This window comes from Micromonospora sp. CNZ299 (assembly GCF_002754415.1).
Window position 1 is genome coordinate 2,296,403 of sequence record NZ_PEFG01000001.1, and the last position, 15,852, is coordinate 2,312,254.

11 protein-coding genes are annotated in these 15,852 nt (G+C 72.3%); 3 read left to right on the forward strand and 8 right to left on the reverse strand.

Features of this window, described 5'->3' with window-relative positions:
- Position 1 precedes the first annotated feature (1 nt).
- Positions 2–493, forward strand: coding sequence for a 5-(carboxyamino)imidazole ribonucleotide mutase (gene purE, locus CLT68_RS11075; protein ID WP_099857022.1), 492 nt, complete (start codon positions 2–4; stop codon positions 491–493).
- A gap of 159 nt (positions 494–652) precedes the next feature.
- On the opposite strand, the gene CLT68_RS11080 is transcribed toward purE, so the two are convergent.
- Both CLT68_RS11080 and CLT68_RS11085 read right to left on the reverse strand, forming a co-directional pair.
- Positions 653–5,548, reverse strand: a complete 4,896-nt coding sequence (locus CLT68_RS11080; protein WP_099850634.1) for an SCO7613 C-terminal domain-containing membrane protein — start codon at positions 5,546–5,548, stop codon at positions 653–655.
- 148 nt (positions 5,549–5,696) lie between these two features.
- The gene (locus CLT68_RS11085) at positions 5,697–7,124 is read right to left on the reverse strand and encodes a UDP-glucose dehydrogenase family protein (RefSeq protein ID WP_099850637.1); all 1,428 of its coding nucleotides are present in this window, start codon (positions 7,122–7,124) and stop codon (positions 5,697–5,699) included.
- A 249-nt stretch (positions 7,125–7,373) separates the two neighbouring features.
- Between CLT68_RS11085 and CLT68_RS11090 the strand changes: the two genes are divergently transcribed.
- Positions 7,374–8,543: an acyl-CoA dehydrogenase family protein gene (locus tag CLT68_RS11090; RefSeq protein ID WP_088946274.1), complete on the forward strand. Its 1,170-nt coding sequence runs from the start codon at positions 7,374–7,376 to the stop codon at positions 8,541–8,543.
- A gap of 88 nt (positions 8,544–8,631) precedes the next feature.
- On the opposite strand, the gene CLT68_RS11095 is transcribed toward CLT68_RS11090, so the two are convergent.
- Positions 8,632–9,225 (reverse strand): DoxX family membrane protein, encoded by a 594-nt coding sequence (locus CLT68_RS11095; protein WP_099850640.1) that lies wholly within the window; start codon positions 9,223–9,225, stop codon positions 8,632–8,634.
- Positions 9,226–9,386: 161 nt separating this feature from the next.
- Positions 9,387–10,355, reverse strand: coding sequence for an Acg family FMN-binding oxidoreductase (locus CLT68_RS11100; RefSeq protein WP_486482135.1), 969 nt, complete (start codon positions 10,353–10,355; stop codon positions 9,387–9,389).
- Between the two features lie 201 nt (positions 10,356–10,556).
- On the opposite strand from CLT68_RS11100, the gene CLT68_RS11105 reads away from it, so the two are divergent.
- Positions 10,557–11,195: a response regulator gene (locus CLT68_RS11105; protein ID WP_088946276.1), complete on the forward strand. Its 639-nt coding sequence runs from the start codon at positions 10,557–10,559 to the stop codon at positions 11,193–11,195.
- Positions 11,196–11,198: 3 nt separating this feature from the next.
- Here CLT68_RS11105 and CLT68_RS11110 read toward each other — a convergent pair whose 3' ends face one another.
- The 4 genes from CLT68_RS11110 to CLT68_RS11125 all read right to left on the reverse strand — a co-directional run bounded on the left by CLT68_RS11110 (position 11,199) and on the right by CLT68_RS11125 (position 15,843).
- A complete protein-coding gene (locus CLT68_RS11110; protein ID WP_247667708.1) occupies positions 11,199–12,827 on the reverse strand; it encodes a GAF domain-containing sensor histidine kinase in 1,629 nt (542 codons plus the stop codon).
- Between the two features lie 222 nt (positions 12,828–13,049).
- Positions 13,050–13,664, reverse strand: a complete 615-nt coding sequence (locus CLT68_RS11115; protein WP_099850646.1) for a hypothetical protein — start codon at positions 13,662–13,664, stop codon at positions 13,050–13,052.
- On the reverse strand, positions 13,661–15,046 hold the full coding sequence (locus tag CLT68_RS11120) for a hypothetical protein (protein WP_099850648.1): 1,386 nt from the start codon (positions 15,044–15,046) through the stop codon (positions 13,661–13,663). The genes CLT68_RS11115 and CLT68_RS11120 overlap by 4 nt, the downstream gene beginning before the upstream one ends.
- Positions 15,043–15,843, reverse strand: coding sequence for an ABC transporter ATP-binding protein (locus CLT68_RS11125; RefSeq protein WP_099857026.1), 801 nt, complete (start codon positions 15,841–15,843; stop codon positions 15,043–15,045). Before CLT68_RS11125 ends, CLT68_RS11120 begins: the two co-directional genes overlap by 4 nt.
- Between the last annotated feature and the right edge of the window lie 9 nt (positions 15,844–15,852).

Below are 15,852 nucleotides of genomic sequence, written 5' to 3' on the forward strand. Positions count from 1 at the left end.
AGTGGCCACGGTTGGGTTGATCATGGGCAGCGACTCGGACTGGCCGACCATGCGGGCCGCCGCCGAGGTGCTGGACGACTTCGGCGTGGCGTACGAGGTGCGGGTGATCTCGGCGCACCGGACTCCGGTCGCGATGATCGAGTACGGGCGGGACGCCGCAGACCGGGGCCTGAAGGTGATCATCGCCGGGGCTGGAGGTGCCGCCGCGCTGCCGGGCATGGTCGCCTCGGTGACGCCACTGCCGGTGATCGGCGTGCCGGTGCCGCTGAAGCACCTGGACGGCATGGACTCGCTGCTGTCCATCGTGCAGATGCCGGCCGGGATCCCGGTGGCCACCGTGTCGATCGGCAACGCCCGCAACGCCGGCCTGCTCGCCGTGCGGATCCTCGGCGCGAGCGACGACGGCCTGCGCGCCAGGATGACGACCTACCAGGAGGACCTGGAGAAGCTGGTGGCGAGCAAGGAAGCCGCCCTCCAGGCAACCCTCCCGTAGCTCGCGTCAGACCCCAGCCTCGTCGATCATGCAGTTGTGGTGCCGATAAGAAGGCACCTTGGGGGCTTTTGTCACCCACCACAACTCCATGATCGACCCCAGCCGCGAACCCGGCCCACTCACCGCGCCCACTCACCCACGCCGCAGGGCCCCTCCGATTCACCTCATGCCGCGTAGCGCGGTCTGGAGGCGTTCCTGGGCGCGGCGGCGGCGCTCGTTGCTCGCGCCGAGCACGAGCAGCAGGATGCCGACCGGGATGAGCGCGAGCCACGGGCCGAGGCTGAACAGGGCGTGGATCGCGGTGATCGCGGTCACCGACGCGCCGACGATCACCGGTGCCTGCTGTTGGGTGGACGAGCCGAAGATCAGCACCGCGACCGCGCCGAGCAACAACAGCATCTGCCGCAGCGTGCTGGACTCGGTGGCCAGCACGATGGCCAGCGTCGGTACGAAGGCGGCGACCAGCGCCGGCCCGTACGCCACCCAGCTGCTCAGGTCCGCTCGGTGGCGCAGCTCCAACACCCCGACGAGCAGGGCCAGGGCGGCGAACGGCAGCGTGTACGCCTCGGGCAGCGCCACGTCGGCGACCCGCATCAGGATCCACCACGCGGTGATCTCGCAGACCACCACGGCCCAGAACAGGATGCGGCGTTCCACCGGCCGACGACCGGGTCGGGTCGCCGCCACCCCGAGGACCGCACCCCAGGCCGCCAGCAGGGCGGCGATGTGCCGGGGCGAGTCGAAGGCGAGGGCCAGGGCGATCAGCGCGGCAGCGTAGCCGCTCCATTCGACTGTGGAGGCCTCGCGCTGCGCCTCGGGGCGGCGCAGCCGGGGCAGGGTCGCGGCGAGCACCTGCAGGACCGCTCCGACGGCGAGCACCCCGAACGCGGACCAGACCGCTGCCAGCCCGGCGACCAGGCCGGCGGTGAGCACGAAGAGCTGCGCCATGAGTGAGGCGAAGAGCCAGCCGAGGATGCGCGCCCGCTGGGTGATGCCGAAGAACGCACCGACCGCGCCCACCCCGACGGCGCTGCCGAGGGTGAACAGGGTCAACTGCCGGTCGGCCAGGCTGCCGGCGAGCCCGGCGCTGCCACCGGCAAGACCGATGGCGAACACCAGCACCCGGGCCAGCCGCAGCGAGCGGGCCCGCTCGGCCAGCGGCGGCGGTGGGGTCAGCGCGAGACCGAGCATCGCGATGGTGAAGACGGAGAGCGCGGCGACGCTGCTGGCCGGCCAGCCCCGGCCCAGCGCGGTGGGCGCGATCAGCAGGGTGACGGCTGCTCCGGGCAGCACCACCGGGACGGCCCGGGAACGTCGCCCACCGCTGAACCCGGTGGCGGCCAGCGCGGCGGTCGCGGTGAGCAGCAGGGCCGTCAGCACGTGGGTCGGGTTGACCACGTCCGGCGGTGGGGTGAGCAGCTCCGGCGGAGGGCCCTGCCAGATCCGGGTCAGTGTGCGGTGCGGCTCGACCAGGGCGGTGACCAGCGCGGGCGTGATCGAGGCGAGCGCCAGGGCGGTCGGAAGGGCCGCCGCGGCCAATGCGCCGGCCGCTGGGTTGAACCGCCACCGCCGTCGCTCCGGGTCGTCCGGCAGTCGACGGAGTGCCCCGTCGAGCCGTACCGCCCAACGCCGGACCGGCTGGGCGGCGCCGGTGGGCGGCACGGTGGCCGCGCGGATCAGCTCGGCCAGCACGCCGAGCAGGGCGGCGGCGGCCGCGTAGACGCCCGCGGCGAGGCCGGTGGGGATGGCGGCGAGGGCGCTGATGCTGGCACCACCGACCACCGCCGCGCTGACCCAGGGCAGATATTGCGGCACCTCCCGGCGGACCGCGGCCACGGCGGCCAGGCCGAGGCTGGACGCGGCCAGCGCGGCGGTCAGCACCACCTCCGCCGAGTGGTCGAATTCGGCGGCCAGCGCCGCCACCGAGCCGGGAAGGGCCAGCAACGCGGCGCCGATCGCCGCACCGCCGATCTGCGCCAGGTGCGGTGGCATCCCCTCGGTCTCGATGTCGGTCACCTGCGGGCCGGCCAGCACACGGGCCAGCGCGGCCACCACCACGCCGATCAGCGCGATGCTGCCCAGGGCCAGCGCCGTGGTCCAGGGTCGGACCAGGCCGGCTCCGGCGGCGTGCAACGCGACCACCCCTGCCACGGTGGCCCGGGACAGGCCCGCGCGGGCCTCCTCGGTGGCGACCGCAGCGATGCCGTACACGGTGGCGACCATCCCGCCGATCAGGACCGGCGACCACCAGGCCAGGTCGAACGCGGCCGGCGCGCCGATCGTGGCGAGCACCGCCGCCACGCCGGACACGTCCCACCGCCAGGGCGGCGGGAGCAGGATGCCTGCGGCGACGGCCAACAGCGCCAGCGCGACCGGCGCCTGCCAGGTGGAGCCGCCGACCGGCGCGGCGGGCCAACCGATCAGGTCGCCCTTCCAGATCGGACCGGGTGTGGCGAGCACACCGACGCCACCGCGCACCGCGGACCAGCCGGCGAGTACGCCGATGAGGGCACCGCCGACGGCGAGGCCGAGGATCGGCCCGCGTCGCCACTCCTCCGGCATGGTGCGTGCTGCCACGGCGACCACCAGGACCAGTGCGGCGGCCACCGCCAACTGCCCGCCCGGGGCGAGCACCGCACCGATCCGCACCAGGGTGGCGATCAGGGCGGTGGTGACCGCGGCGGCGGCCAGGTCCGAGCCGTCCAGGGTGAGGTCGGCGCGTCGGCCGGCGTCGATCGACGGGGCCAGGAAGAGCAACACCGCCGCGACCAGCAGCAGCGCGCCGACCCAGGCGTCGGCGACGGTCGCACCGGGTGCGCCGAACGCGGCGGCGGTGACCACCAGGGCGCCCAGCCCGGTGCCGACCGACAGCGGCGCGGGGATGCGGCGCTGGGAGACCTGCACGACGGCGGCGTAGCCGAGGGTCACGCAGACCGCCAGGAAGCTGGCGGCCAGGACCGGGACGGTCACCTCCCGGAGACTGGCCGGGGTGGGGGTCGGGTCGGTCGGCATGGTGGCGGCCACGAACGCGGCCACCGCCCCGGGTAGCGCGAACGCGGCGCCTCCGGCCGCCCAGGCGGTGACGGTGTCGGAGGCGGCCGAGGCGATCCGGACCCGGGGTGCCAGGGCGACCAGCGTGCCGGCCGCGAACAGGGTGAGCAGGACCGCGGCGGTGAGGGTGGGGCTGGCGAGGCTGGCGCCGGCGCCGAACAGGCCCACCACGGCCGCACCGACGGCGTGTGCCACCGCGGCTCGGTCGGTGCGGGCGGAGAGCCCGATGACGCCGATGCCGATCGAGGTGGCCACCATCGGCCAGGGTGCCGCCGCCCAGCCGAGACCGAACGAGGCGGGAACGGCGAGTGCGGTCAGCGCCGCGCCGGCGACCGCGAACTCGCGGCGGATCTCCGGGGGCAGCGCCAGCACCGCCGCGATGGTGAGCAGGAATGCGGCGCCCGCGAGCTGCCACGTGTTCGGCCCGACCGCGGCGGCCAGCTCGGCCGGGTACCGGCTGAGGTCGGCACCCCAGGCGGGCAGCGACGCCCGGACCGGCGCCACCCCGGCGCGTAGCGCGCCTCCGGCGACCACCACACCGCTGACGGTCAGCGCCACCGCCGAGGCGATCTGTGGGCCACGCCGGGCGGTCTCGGGGACGGCGCGCACTGCCAGCCCGGTCACCGTGATGACCACCGCGATCAGCAGCAACGCCCGGTCGGGCAGCGCCACCGAGGCGATTCGGCTGAGTGCGCCGATCACGGCCAGGGTGACGATGCCGGCCGCGACGTCGGGCAGCGGTGGTCGACGCAGCACCAGCGCGCCGGCCAGCCCGACCGCGGCGGCCAGCAGCAGCACCATCCCGGCGCCGGTCGCGGTCGGCACGGTCTGTGCCCGCAGCAGGGCGGTGACCGCGTACGCCAGGGCGACGGCGACCGCCACCGCGTGCAGCAACCAGGTCAGCTCGCGTAGCCCGGGCACCGGGCGCAGCGGCAGGGTGTCGGCGGAACCCGCGCTGGCGTCGATCAGCTCGCCGGCTTCCTCCGGGTCGCCCTCCGGTCGGCTCTCAGCGCTCCGCTGGCGGGGCGCCGACGGGGTGCCCGGCACCGGCAGGTCCTGCCGGACGGGGCGTTCCAGGGCCACGCCGGAACGGGCCAGCCAGAGGTCGACGAGGGCGACCAGAGTCAGCACCAGCGCCCAGCCGCCCGGCCCGGTGATCCGGTCGTACGCCAGCAGCGGCAGCACCGGCTGCGCGGCGAGGACGGTGGCGAAACGGGGTGCCCGCAGGCCCGTCAAACGGGCGTAGCCGAATGCGACGGCTGCCGTGACCGCGAAGATCACCCCGCTGAAGACCGTGGCGGAGCCGCCGCCGGTGCCGATCCGGTCCACCGCCCAGAGGGCGTTGCCGGCGAGCGGCACCAGCAGCAGGCCGACGGCGGCGATGGTCTCGGCGGTCGAGGTGAGCCCGCGCCGGGCCAGTGCGGGCGGGGCGAGCAGCATCAGCACGGTGGCCAGGAGCAGGATGCCGAGCCGCGCCACCGCGTCCATCGAGCTGGTCGCCACCGCGGCGAAGACCACCGCGGCCACCCCGAGCAGCAGCGCGCCCAGCCCGAGGGGGATGTTCTGCACCTCGCGCGACGACGCCTCCGGCGGGTGCTCCGGGTCGTCCGCGTCCAGCCACCTCGCCCGGGGCGGGGGCGGCGGCGGGTCCTCCGGGGTGGGCGGGGTGTTCTGCCGGGGCACCCGGGGTGGCGCTCCGTTGGTGGCGGTCGGTGGCCGCCGGCCGGCACGGCGGCGCAGCACCCGACGTGGCCGGGTGGCCTGCTTGAGTCGCTCCTCGCCGGCGTGGGCGAGGATGTCGCGCTGGAAGAGCGCAGCCTGCATCTTGGCAGCGATCTGCCGTTGCTCGCGGGCGATGGCGGCGTCGCGGGCCTTCATCTCCGCGATCGAACGCTCGATGTCCGCCAGGTGCTCGACCCACTGCGGCTGATCAGCCCCACAGTGCGGGCATCGCACGGCCGGCTTGATCTCCCGGCCGCACGAGGAGCATTGAAAGGTCGCCACGACACCCCTCCACCCGCACTGTGGACTTCCACTGTCGCAGCATGCCCAAAGCTGGCGCGGATTTCGACTCTTGTCGGCGGGTCCGGGGCAAACAACGACACCGGCCGGCCACCGAATGCTCGGTGGCCGGCCGGTTGAGGTCGTGCGGTCAGGGGCGGCCCATGCCCCGGTACTCCCAGCCGGCCTGGGTCCACAGTGCCGAATCGAGACAGTTCCGGCCGTCGACCACCATGCGGCCGTTGACCAGCTCGCCAAGGGCGACCGGGTCGGCGTTGCGGAAGTCGGCCCACTCGGTGAGGACGCAGACCAGGTCGGCGCCGGCGACCGCCTCGTTGATGCCGGCCTCGTAGGTCAGCTCGGGGACCGCGCGGCGGGCGTTCTCGGTGCCCTGCGGGTCGTACACGTGCACTTCCGCGCCGGCCTTGTGCAGCAGCGCGGCGACGGCGAGCGCCGGGGCGTCCCGGACGTCGTCGGTGTTGGGCTTGAACGTGGCACCGAGCACGGCGATCCGGGTGCCGGAGAAGTCCGGGCCGGCAGGCCCGGAGCGGCGGCCGAGCAGATCGGCGGCGAGGTTGAGCACGCGGGTACGGCGGCGGAGGTTGATCAGGTCGACCTCGTGCAGGAAGCGCAGCGCCTCGCCGGCGCCCAACTCCTGGGCCCGGGCCTGGAAGGCGCGGATGTCCTTGGGCAGGCAGGCGCCGCCGAAGCCGAGGCCGGCCTGGAGGAACCGGTTGCCGATCCGCGGGTCGTACCCGATCGCGCGGGCCAGTTGGGTGACGTCGCCACCGGACGCCTCGCAGACCTCGGCCATCGCGTTGATGAAGGAGATCTTGGTGGCCAGGAAGGCGTTCGCGGCGACCTTGACCAGCTCGGCGGTGGCGAAGTCGGTGACCACCAGGGGCACCTCGCGGTCCTCCGTGGCGGCCAGGTCGAACACGCCCTTGTGCGCGGCGTAGAGCATGCCGTTGGCCCACTCGCTCTTCACGCCGACGACGATGCGGTTGGGGCGCAGGACGTCGTCGACGGCGAAGCCCTCCTGGAGGAACTCGGGGCTCCACGCCACCTCGACGTCAAGGTCGCCGGGGGTGTGCTTGCCGACGAGCTGCTCCACCCAGTCCGCGGTGCCGACCGGCACGGTGGACTTGCCGACGATCAGTGCCTTGCGGGTCAGGTGCTGCGCGAGGCTGGTGACCGACGCCTCGACGTACGACAGGTCGGCGCCCATCCCGTCGGCCCGCTGGGGGGTGCCCACGCAGATGAAGTGCACGTCACCGAATTCGGCGGTCTCGGCGATGTCGGTGCTGAACCGGAGGCGTCCGGCGGCGAGGTTGCGCCGCAGCAGCTCGTCCAGGCCGGGTTCGTGGATGGGCACCTGACCGGCGTTCAACATCGCGATCTTGTCCGCGTCGACGTCGAAACCGAGCACGTCGTAGCCCAGCTCGGCGTAGCAGATGGCGTACGTCGCACCGAGGTAGCCAGTCCCCAGGAACGTCACCCGCGGCCGAGGAGCGCCCGAGGGCGGTGTCACCGCGGCGATGGCGGGGGTCGGCTGGATGGTGGGATAGGGGATCGTCACGCCTGTTTCTCCGCTCGCACTGGCGGCGCGTCGTCGCGTCGCATTCTGCCGGGGCGCCTATGCGGGGCACCGAAGGGGTGGCTCACTGTCTGCCTCCATCATCGCCCAGCGGCGTGGGTGCACCCGCATGCCCATGCCTACGCGCCGGTAACATCACCTGAACTGCAGTCGCTAGTCTTCAGTCTGCGCGGTCGGCGGTCAGGAGTCGTCACAGACTGCGCATGATAGCGGTGAAGGGGAGGGGCCGACATGGCCGCAGGCGAGTCGTTCGACGTCTACCGGTTGCCCGAGGAGCACGTGGCGATCCGGGACGCGGTCCGGGAGGTCTGCACGGCGAAGGTGGCGCCGCACGCCGCCGAGGCCGACGAGACCGGAGAGTTCCCCAAGGCGTCCTACGACGCGCTGAGGGGGGCCGACTTCCACGCACCGCACATTCCCGAGGAGTACGGCGGCGCGGGCGCTGACGCGCTGGCCACCGCCATCGTGATCGAGGAGGTCGCCCGGGCGTGCGCGTCCTCCTCGCTGATCCCGGCGGTGAACAAACTTGGCACGATGCCGCTGTTGTTGTCCGGTTCCGAGGAGCTCAAGCGCCGCTACCTGACGCCGGTGGCGGCGGGTGAGGCCATGTTCTCGTACTGCCTCTCCGAGCCGGAGGCGGGCAGCGACGCGGTGTCGATGACCACCCGGGCGGTGCGTGACGGGGATCACTGGGTGCTCAACGGGGTGAAGCGCTGGATCACGAACGCCGGCGTGTCGGAGTTCTACACCGTCTTCGCCGTCACCGACCCGTCCGCGCGGTCCCGGGGCATCTCGGCCTTCGTCGTCGAGAAGTCCGATGCCGGGGTGAGCTTCGGCGCGCCGGAGAAGAAGCTCGGCATCAAGGGCTCGCCGACCCGCGAGGTCTACCTCGACAACGTGCGGATCCCCGCCGACCGGATGATCGGCGCGGAGGGCACCGGCTTCGCGACCGCGATGAAGACCCTGGACCACACCCGGGTCACCATCGCCGCGCAGGCCGTCGGGATCGCGCAGGGGGCGCTCGACTACGCCAAGGGGTACGTGGCTGAGCGCCGGCAGTTCGGCAAGGCCGTCGCCGAGTTCCAGGGCATCCAGTTCATGCTCGCCGACATGGGCATGAAGCTGGAGGCTGCCCGGCAGCTCACGTACGCGGCGGCCGGCAAGTCGGAGCGCGGCGACGCGGATCTGACCTACTTTGGCGCGGCAGCCAAGTGCTTCGCCTCGGACGCCGCCATGGAGATCACCACCGACGCGGTGCAACTGCTGGGCGGCTACGGCTACACGCGGGACTACCCGGTCGAGCGGATGATGCGCGACGCCAAGATCACGCAGATCTACGAGGGCACCAACCAGGTGCAGCGCATCGTCATGGCTCGGCAGCTGCTCAACGGTCTCGTCTAGGTTCTTCTCCCGCCTGGCTCCGCCCAGACTGACGTGACATGACGAAGGCCGGCACCGCCTTGGCGGTGCCGGCCTTCGTCGGTGGCGACTACGTGAGCCAGGGCAGTCTCCGGACCAGGGGAGTGCTGGCCCACCAGCGGCCGAGGCCGAAGGTGGCGCCGGCTCCGGCGGCGGCGATCCCGATGAGCAGGACGGCCAGGATGAGGTGGTCGTCGATGATCGGGTTGGTCTTGGGAGGCAGCACGACGGTGTACATCATGATGAGCATCAGCGCGCCGGCTCCGGCGGCGATTCGCATCCCGATGCCCAGCAGCAGGGCGACGCCGATGGCGGCCAGGCCGACCATGAAGGCGATGTCGGCGAACGTGGTGCCGGCGAGGTTGTGGTAGAAGCCGGCGAAAGGCCCTTCCGCTCCAGCGAGGAAGCCCTTCGTGGGGTGGCCGCCGTCGACCCAGCCCTTACCGTCCGGGGTCGCGTAGCCCAGGCCGAACAGCTTGTCGACGAATGCCCACAGGAAGGTGAAGCCCATCCCGATCCGGGCGGCGAACCAGGCGTACCTGGCCACTGTCCGGGCGGTGGCGCCGCCACCGGTGGCCGGCGTGCCGGTGGTGCCTGCCGCCGACTCGGTCCCCGACGCGCTGCGGGGAGTCCTGTCGAGACGCGGGGGGACGATGGCGTTCATGGCATCCTCCATCTTTGCCGCCAGCCTGGTCGACCGGCGCTCAACTACAGTTCACGGCAACCGGCGCGGTGCCAGTAGGACCACAGGGCATCGATGCGACGGGACCAAATCCCTGTCCGGTGGGACCTCTGTCCTGCTCCCACGAGATCGGGGTCCTGCGGTCAGGCGAGGTCGATCGTCTCGTCGACGTCGCGGCGAGGGGCGGAAAGCCCACCCGGTTGCCCGTACCCGATCCGCATGACCATCTGAGGCGTGCCGTACCTGCCGAGGGCCAGTCGCAGCTGCTCGCGGGCTCGGGGTACCTCGATGGGCTGGGACAGCATGGAGACGGCGAGGCGGCTGTCGGTGGCGGTGAGGAGCACGCGTTGCAGCGCCTGGCCGGCGGTGATCTGGTCGGTGGCGCTGTCGCCCTGGACACCGAGCACAGCGACGAGTGGTTCAGGTTCGAAGTCCCGGCCGGGCGCGCGGGTGCGTACCCCGAAGGCCCGTTGGGGTAGCAGGTCCTGCGGTTCGGGGACCGGCCCGCCCGCCTCGACCGGGATGCCGTCACCGGCGGGCGAGGTGCGGATCCACCGCGTCAGCTCCGCCCGGTAGGCACAGTCGCGTTCCAGCACCCGGTTGGCGCTGCGGGCGATCTCTGCGACCGTCTGGACCGCGCCCGCTCCAATGACCATCTCCAGCCATGCGCCCTCGGCCCGGGCGGCCTCGATCAGACGCCACCGTGCGTCCGCCGCTACCGGGTTCGGCCAGAACGGCCTGCGGTTGCTGTGCCGTCGGGGGATCGCGGAATACAGGTCCTGCTCGGCCGGAGTCGCGGGCCGTGGTCGGGCGGGGACCAGCAGGGCCACGGTATCCAGATCATGTGGATGCGGACGGAGCCGTACCTCCGCCGGAGTGCCAGCGACGGCGAGGGCCAGGCGAAGGTTGAACACGGCGGCGCCGCAACTGAGCCGTGCCGCCCAGCGGTTGGGGTCACCGACCTGCGGCAGCCGGTCCGGATCGATCCGCACCTCGATGCCACCGTCGGAGAGTCGGAAACGCCACGGCTGACTGTTGTGCAGTGACGGCGCCCGAATCGCTGCGGCCACCGCAGCGCGAAGCCCGGCAGGTGTGAACGTGGTGCTGATCATCGCGGCACATCCTTCACGGCGCAGAGATGCAGGTCAGCCCGGCCAGGTCCTGGTGTGGACCCAGCCCTCACCATCGCGTCAGCCGGGCCGCACCGGCAGGGCCGGACGTCCCAAGGGTGCGGGCCCCCGGTCCCTGTCCACCCGCGGGTGACGGGACCTTCGGCCCTGTGTCCACCGGAGCCGCACCTGTAGAAAGGGGAGATGATCCGTGTGTTCCTCCTCGACGACCACGAGGTCGTCCGCCGTGGTCTGACCGACCTGCTGCACGCCGCCGGCGACATCGAAGTGGTGGGTGAGTCAGGGTCGGCACGGGAGGCCACGGCGCGCATCCCGGCACTGCGGCCGGACGTGGCGATCCTCGACGCACGCTTGCCCGACGGCAGTGGCATCGACGTGTGCCGGGACGTACGCACCGTCGACTCGTCGATCCGGGGTCTGATCCTCACCTCGTACGAAGACGACGAGGCGCTGTTCGCGGCGATCATGGCGGGAGCTGACGGATATGTGCTCAAGCAGATCCGCGGCACCGACCTCGTCGACGGGGTCCGCCGGGTGGCGGCCGGCCAGTCGCTGCTCGACCCGGCGGTGACCCAGCGGGTGCTGGAGCGCATCCGCAACGGCGTCGAGCAGCCGCGCGAGCTGGAGATGTTGACCGAGCAGGAGCGCCGGATCCTGGGGTACGTCGCCGAGGGGCTGACCAACCGGGAAATCGCCGGAAAGATGTTCCTCGCTGAGAAGACCGTCAAGAACTACGTGTCGAGCCTGCTGGCGAAGCTGGGGCTGGAACGGCGTACGCAGGCTGCGGTGTTGGCCACCCGGCTCCTCCGCCCGCACCCCTGACCGTCAGTCGCCGAGCGGGACGCTCCAACACAGGCGCGTCCCGCGGGGTTCCGCTGGTTCCACAGCGAATTCACCACCCAGGCCGGCGGCACGCTCGCGCAGGTTGACCAGGCCGCCGCGGGCGGCGTCGGGGCTCGTGCCGACCCCGTCGTCGTCGACGGTGAGGGTGAGCCGTGGTCCGCTGACCTCGACCAGCACCTTGACCTGGCTCGCGTGCGCGTGTCGGATCGTGTTGGACAACGCTTCCCGGAGCACCGCGAGCAGGTCCGGGCGTACGGCGTCCGGCACGGCACTGTCGATCGGTCCGGAGATCTCGAGTGCCGGGCGGAACCTCAGTGACCTGGCGGCGGCGTCCACGGCGTCGCGGATCTCGGTCCGCAGGGCCGCGCTCATCGGGGTCCGTAGTTCGAAGATGGCTCGCCGGATGTCCCGGATCGTGGAGTCGAGCTCGTCGACTGCGGCGTTGATCCGCTGGCTGACCTCGGGCCGGGCGATCAGCGGCGCGCTGCTCTGCAACTGCAGCCCGGTGGCGAACAGCCGCTGGATCACCACGTCGTGCAGGTCACGGGCGATCCGCTCACGGTCCTCCAGGACGACGAGGAGTTCCCGTTCCTCCTGCGCGCGGGCGCGTTCCATGGCGAGCGCCGCCTGCGCGGCAAAGCTGGCCAGCAGTGGCACGTCGTCGTCGCTCTGCCGCACCTGACCGGCCGGGTACGCCACGACCAGGACGCCGTGCAGGGTCTCGCCCGCCGACAGTGGGGACACGACGGCCGGACCGTCGGTGACCGGTGCGAGCCAGGGTGCCGCCTTGGCCAGACTCTCGACGACAGTGTGCCGGCGGTCGGTCACCGAGGCGGCGAAGGTGGTCTCGGCGGCCGGCAGCACCGTGCCGACCAGCGGGGGAGCCGCGCCGTCGATCGAGTCGACGACCTCGATGGTGAACTGGCCGGCCTCCTCGTCGTAGAGCAGGACCAGCACCAGTTCGGCGTCCGCGACCTCGCGGGCGTGGCGGGCGACGAGGCCCAGCGCGTCGGTGCGGCGGACCTCGCCCAGCAGCACACTGGTGATTTCGGCGGTGGCGGCCAGCCAACGCTCACGACGGTTGGCGACGGCGTACAGCCGGGCGTTCTCGATCGCGACGCCGGCGGCGGCCGCCAACGCGACGGCGATCTCTTCGTCATCCTCGGTGAACTCGGCGGCTCCCCGCTTCTCCGCGAGGTAGAGGTTGCCGAAGACCTGATCCCGGATGCGGATCGGAGCACCGAGGAAACTGTGCATCGGAGGATGGTTCGGTGGAAAACCGTATGACTGGGGATGCTTCGTGATGTCCGGCATCCGCACCGGCCGCGGGTCGGCGATCAGCAGGCCGAGCACACCCCGACCGTGCGGCAGGTCGCCGATCCGGGCGTGCAGTTCGGCGTCGATGCCGTGCGTGATGAACTCCGTCAGGAGCCGGTCCGGGCCGATCACACCGAGCGCGCCGTAGCGGGCGTCGAGCAGCTCACACGCGGCCTCGACGATGCGGCGCAGTGTGGTGCGAAGATCGAGGTCGGAGCCGATCGCCACCACCGCGTCGAGCAGAGCACGCAGCCGCTCACGACTGGTGACGACCTCGCCGACCCGTACGAGCATCTCCTGCAACAACTCGTCCAGACGCACCCGGGACAGCGGACTCAACCCCAGCAGAGGGACGTCGCGCTGGTCGTCCTCGGACCTGTGGCGCCCGTCGTCAGCAACGTGCGAGGCATCCATCCCCTGATGCTACGGGCAGCCGACGGACGCGACGTACCGCCGTTCAGGTCACCGGGCAACCGCCACCGGTGGTCCGGCGTGCCGGACCACCGACGGGCTTGTTCACCGGTCGGGGGCTGTCCCGGTGACGGGTCGCAGCGGGCCGCCCCGCAGCGCGTACGCCAGCAGGCCCGTCACCGCCAGCACTGTGGCGCAGACGGTGGCGGCGGTGGTGCCGGCGGGCTGGATGAGCCAACTGGCGACCTGCGTCCGCACGTCCCTGCTGGGGCCCATGACGGGCAGGACCGCGATGAGGGTCCAGATCAGCGGGGCGATCCACGACAGTGCGGCACCGACCAGGGCGGTGCCGAGGGCGGTCAGCCCGAGCAGGCCGGCGGTGTTGCGCAGCACGAGGGCGAGCGGCTCGTAACGCGCGTCGGTGAGCGTGCTGAACGACAGCAGGGCGGTGATCGCGGCACCGGCGAGGAGCAGGTGAACGGCACGTCGCAGCGGCCAGTTGACCGACGCGGTGTGGTCGAGGGCGTCGTCCGCGCCGCTGAGGGTGGCGCCGAACGCGACCACCGCCAGCATGATGGTGAGGCTCGCGGTCCGGGCGTTGATGGTGGTCGAGTCCGTGTAGACCAGCGACAACACCCAGGCCACCGTGATCAGCGCCGCCGCGCTGCCGAGCGCGAGAGGGACGCGGCGCGACCGTAGGTGGAGCCGGAACCATCTCATGGCTTCTTCTCCGCCAGGATCGCCAGGAGGCCGTCGCTGCGACAGTCCATCGCCGCCGCGCGTGCCGCCGCCATCCGATCTCGCTGCTCGGCCTGCGGCAAGCTCACCAGCGCCTGGTAGGCGCTACGCACCCGCTCGATGTCCGCCGGTTCCCACCATCGCTGCGGGGTTGGCGGCTGACCGCTCAGCCAGGCCGTGGCGATCGTCCGGGCCAGGGATTCGTCGGTCTCCGGCTGGTCGCCGCAGTCCTGCCGCCAGGCGGCCTCAAGCAGTGACGGCAGGAAGTAGCCGTCGGACAGGTCGGCGCGGCCGGCGGGGTCGATCGCGGGAGTGTCGAAGACGATCGTGTCGTCGGCGTGCCGGGTCGGTGTCGTGCTCACGCCCAGTCGCCCCCAGTAGGCGATCTGTCGGGACTGCACCGCCCGGACGGGTGCGTTGGGCAGCTTCGCCGCCATCATTCCGAGTGCCTGGCGGGCGGGGCCGACGACGTCGGGCAGCAACGCGGCGTGCGCCCGTGCCACGCAGACCTGCGGGCCGTCGTCGTCACAGACCAGCTCGATGGCGACCGGGTCGACGACCGCCGCTCCGCGGGTTCCGCCGACGGGCAGGAGCGGTACGGCGACCGCGCCGCCGAGCACCGCCGGAAGCACGGCGAACGCGATGGCGCGGCGGCGGACCGCGCCGAGCAGCAGCAGGCCGGTCGCGGCTAGGGACACCAGCCACAGCGTCTGGAGCACGCTGACCCGGGTCGCGATCGTCTGGAAGTCGTCCAGGCCGTTGAAGGTCGGTACGAGCAGCAGCGTGGACGGCTCCGGCCGGACCCTGGTGAAACTCGCGTCGGTGTGGGCCATCGTGACGAGGTCCGGGACCAACCCCACCAGGACGAAGCCGACCACGGCGAGGATGGGCGCGGTGACCACCCGGGGCACGGCGCGGCCGGCGGCCATGCCGAGCCAACCAGCGGCGACCAGCGCCGGGACGCCCACCGCGGCGACGACGAGCGCGCTGGCCGGGAAGAATCCCGCCGTCGGCACCACCCATCCGGCCGCGATGAGGAACACCAGGACGTACGCGGTCGCCACCGCGACGGCCAGCGCGCTGGCGGTCGGGACGACGCGCTGCCAGCGCGGCCGGACGGTGCTGGCGAACAACTCGTTGACCCGGTAACGCGCGTCACGCTGGCCCAGCCACGCTCCGCCGGCCAGCGCGAAGGGCAGCGACACCATGAGCATCGACCGCGAGAAGATCGCCAGTTGCATCCACCGCCCGACGAAGAACTGGGTGGACGTGAGCAGCAGCACCGTGCCGGTCACCAACGACAGCAGGCCGATGCTCAGCGCCGCCGAACGGCGCAGCTCGATGCGAAGGATGCGCCCGGTCATGCCGACACCCGGCCCCGGTGGGCGCGCAGCAGCGACGAGTAGCCGCGTTCGGTGGCGCTGTCACCGGCGTCGTCAGTGCCGCCCTGCTGGGCCAGTTCGCCGGCACTGCCCTGCCACACCAGCCGACCCTCGCTGACCAGCACCACGTCGGTGCAGGCCACGGCGACGTCCTCGACCAGGTGGGTGGAGACGAGCACGCAGCTGTCCAGACCGATGTCGCGCAACAGTTCGCGGAAGTCGAGGCGCTGCTCGGGGTCCAGGCCGACCGTCGGCTCGTCGAGCAGCAGCACCTCCGGTTCGTTGACGATCGCCTGGGCGATGCCGGCGCGGCGCAGCATCCCGCCGGACAGCGTCTTCATCCGGGAGTCGGCGCGATCGGCCAGGCCGACCCGTTCGATGGCTCGCTGCACCGCAGCGGGGATGACCGTCTTCGGCATCTCCTTGAGCCAGGCCAGATATTCGACGAACTCCCGGACCGTGAAGCGCGGGTAGAAACCGAAGTGCTGTGGCAGGTAACCCAGGCCACGTCGTACCCGGCGCAGGTCCGCGCCGGCGGTGACGTCCTCGCCGAGCAGGGTCAGTCGCCCGGCGGACGGTTTGACCACAGTGGCCAGGGCGCGCATCAACGTCGTCTTGCCGGCGCCGTTGGGGCCGAGCAGCCCGTGCACACCGGTGCCCAACGTCAGGTCCAGCTCGTTGACCGCCAGGTGTCGGCCGGCCCGGACCTGCAACTTCTCGGCGTGCACCGCCCACGGGTGGGTCGACGGCCTGGTCTCCGCCACGCTGACCGTACGCATCATGAGGTC

What these genes read in the sequence shown, in the direction of transcription:
- CLT68_RS11090 (WP_088946274.1), top strand. Translation starts at nt 7,374, where the DNA reads ATGGCCGCAGGCGAGTCGTTCGACGTCTACCGGTTGCCCGAGGAGCAC.
- CLT68_RS11095 (WP_099850640.1), bottom strand. Translation starts at nt 9,225, where the DNA reads ATGAACGCCATCGTCCCCCCGCGTCTCGACAGGACTCCCCGCAGCGCG.
- CLT68_RS11100 (WP_486482135.1), bottom strand. Translation starts at nt 10,355, where the DNA reads ATGATCAGCACCACGTTCACACCTGCCGGGCTTCGCGCTGCGGTGGCC.
- CLT68_RS11105 (WP_088946276.1), top strand. Translation starts at nt 10,557, where the DNA reads ATGATCCGTGTGTTCCTCCTCGACGACCACGAGGTCGTCCGCCGTGGT.
- CLT68_RS11110 (WP_247667708.1), bottom strand. Translation starts at nt 12,827, where the DNA reads ATGCTCGTACGGGTCGGCGAGGTCGTCACCAGTCGTGAGCGGCTGCGT.
- CLT68_RS11115 (WP_099850646.1), bottom strand. Translation starts at nt 13,664, where the DNA reads ATGAGATGGTTCCGGCTCCACCTACGGTCGCGCCGCGTCCCTCTCGCG.
- CLT68_RS11120 (WP_099850648.1), bottom strand. Translation starts at nt 15,046, where the DNA reads ATGACCGGGCGCATCCTTCGCATCGAGCTGCGCCGTTCGGCGGCGCTG.
- CLT68_RS11125 (WP_099857026.1), bottom strand. Translation starts at nt 15,843, where the DNA reads ATGCGTACGGTCAGCGTGGCGGAGACCAGGCCGTCGACCCACCCGTGG.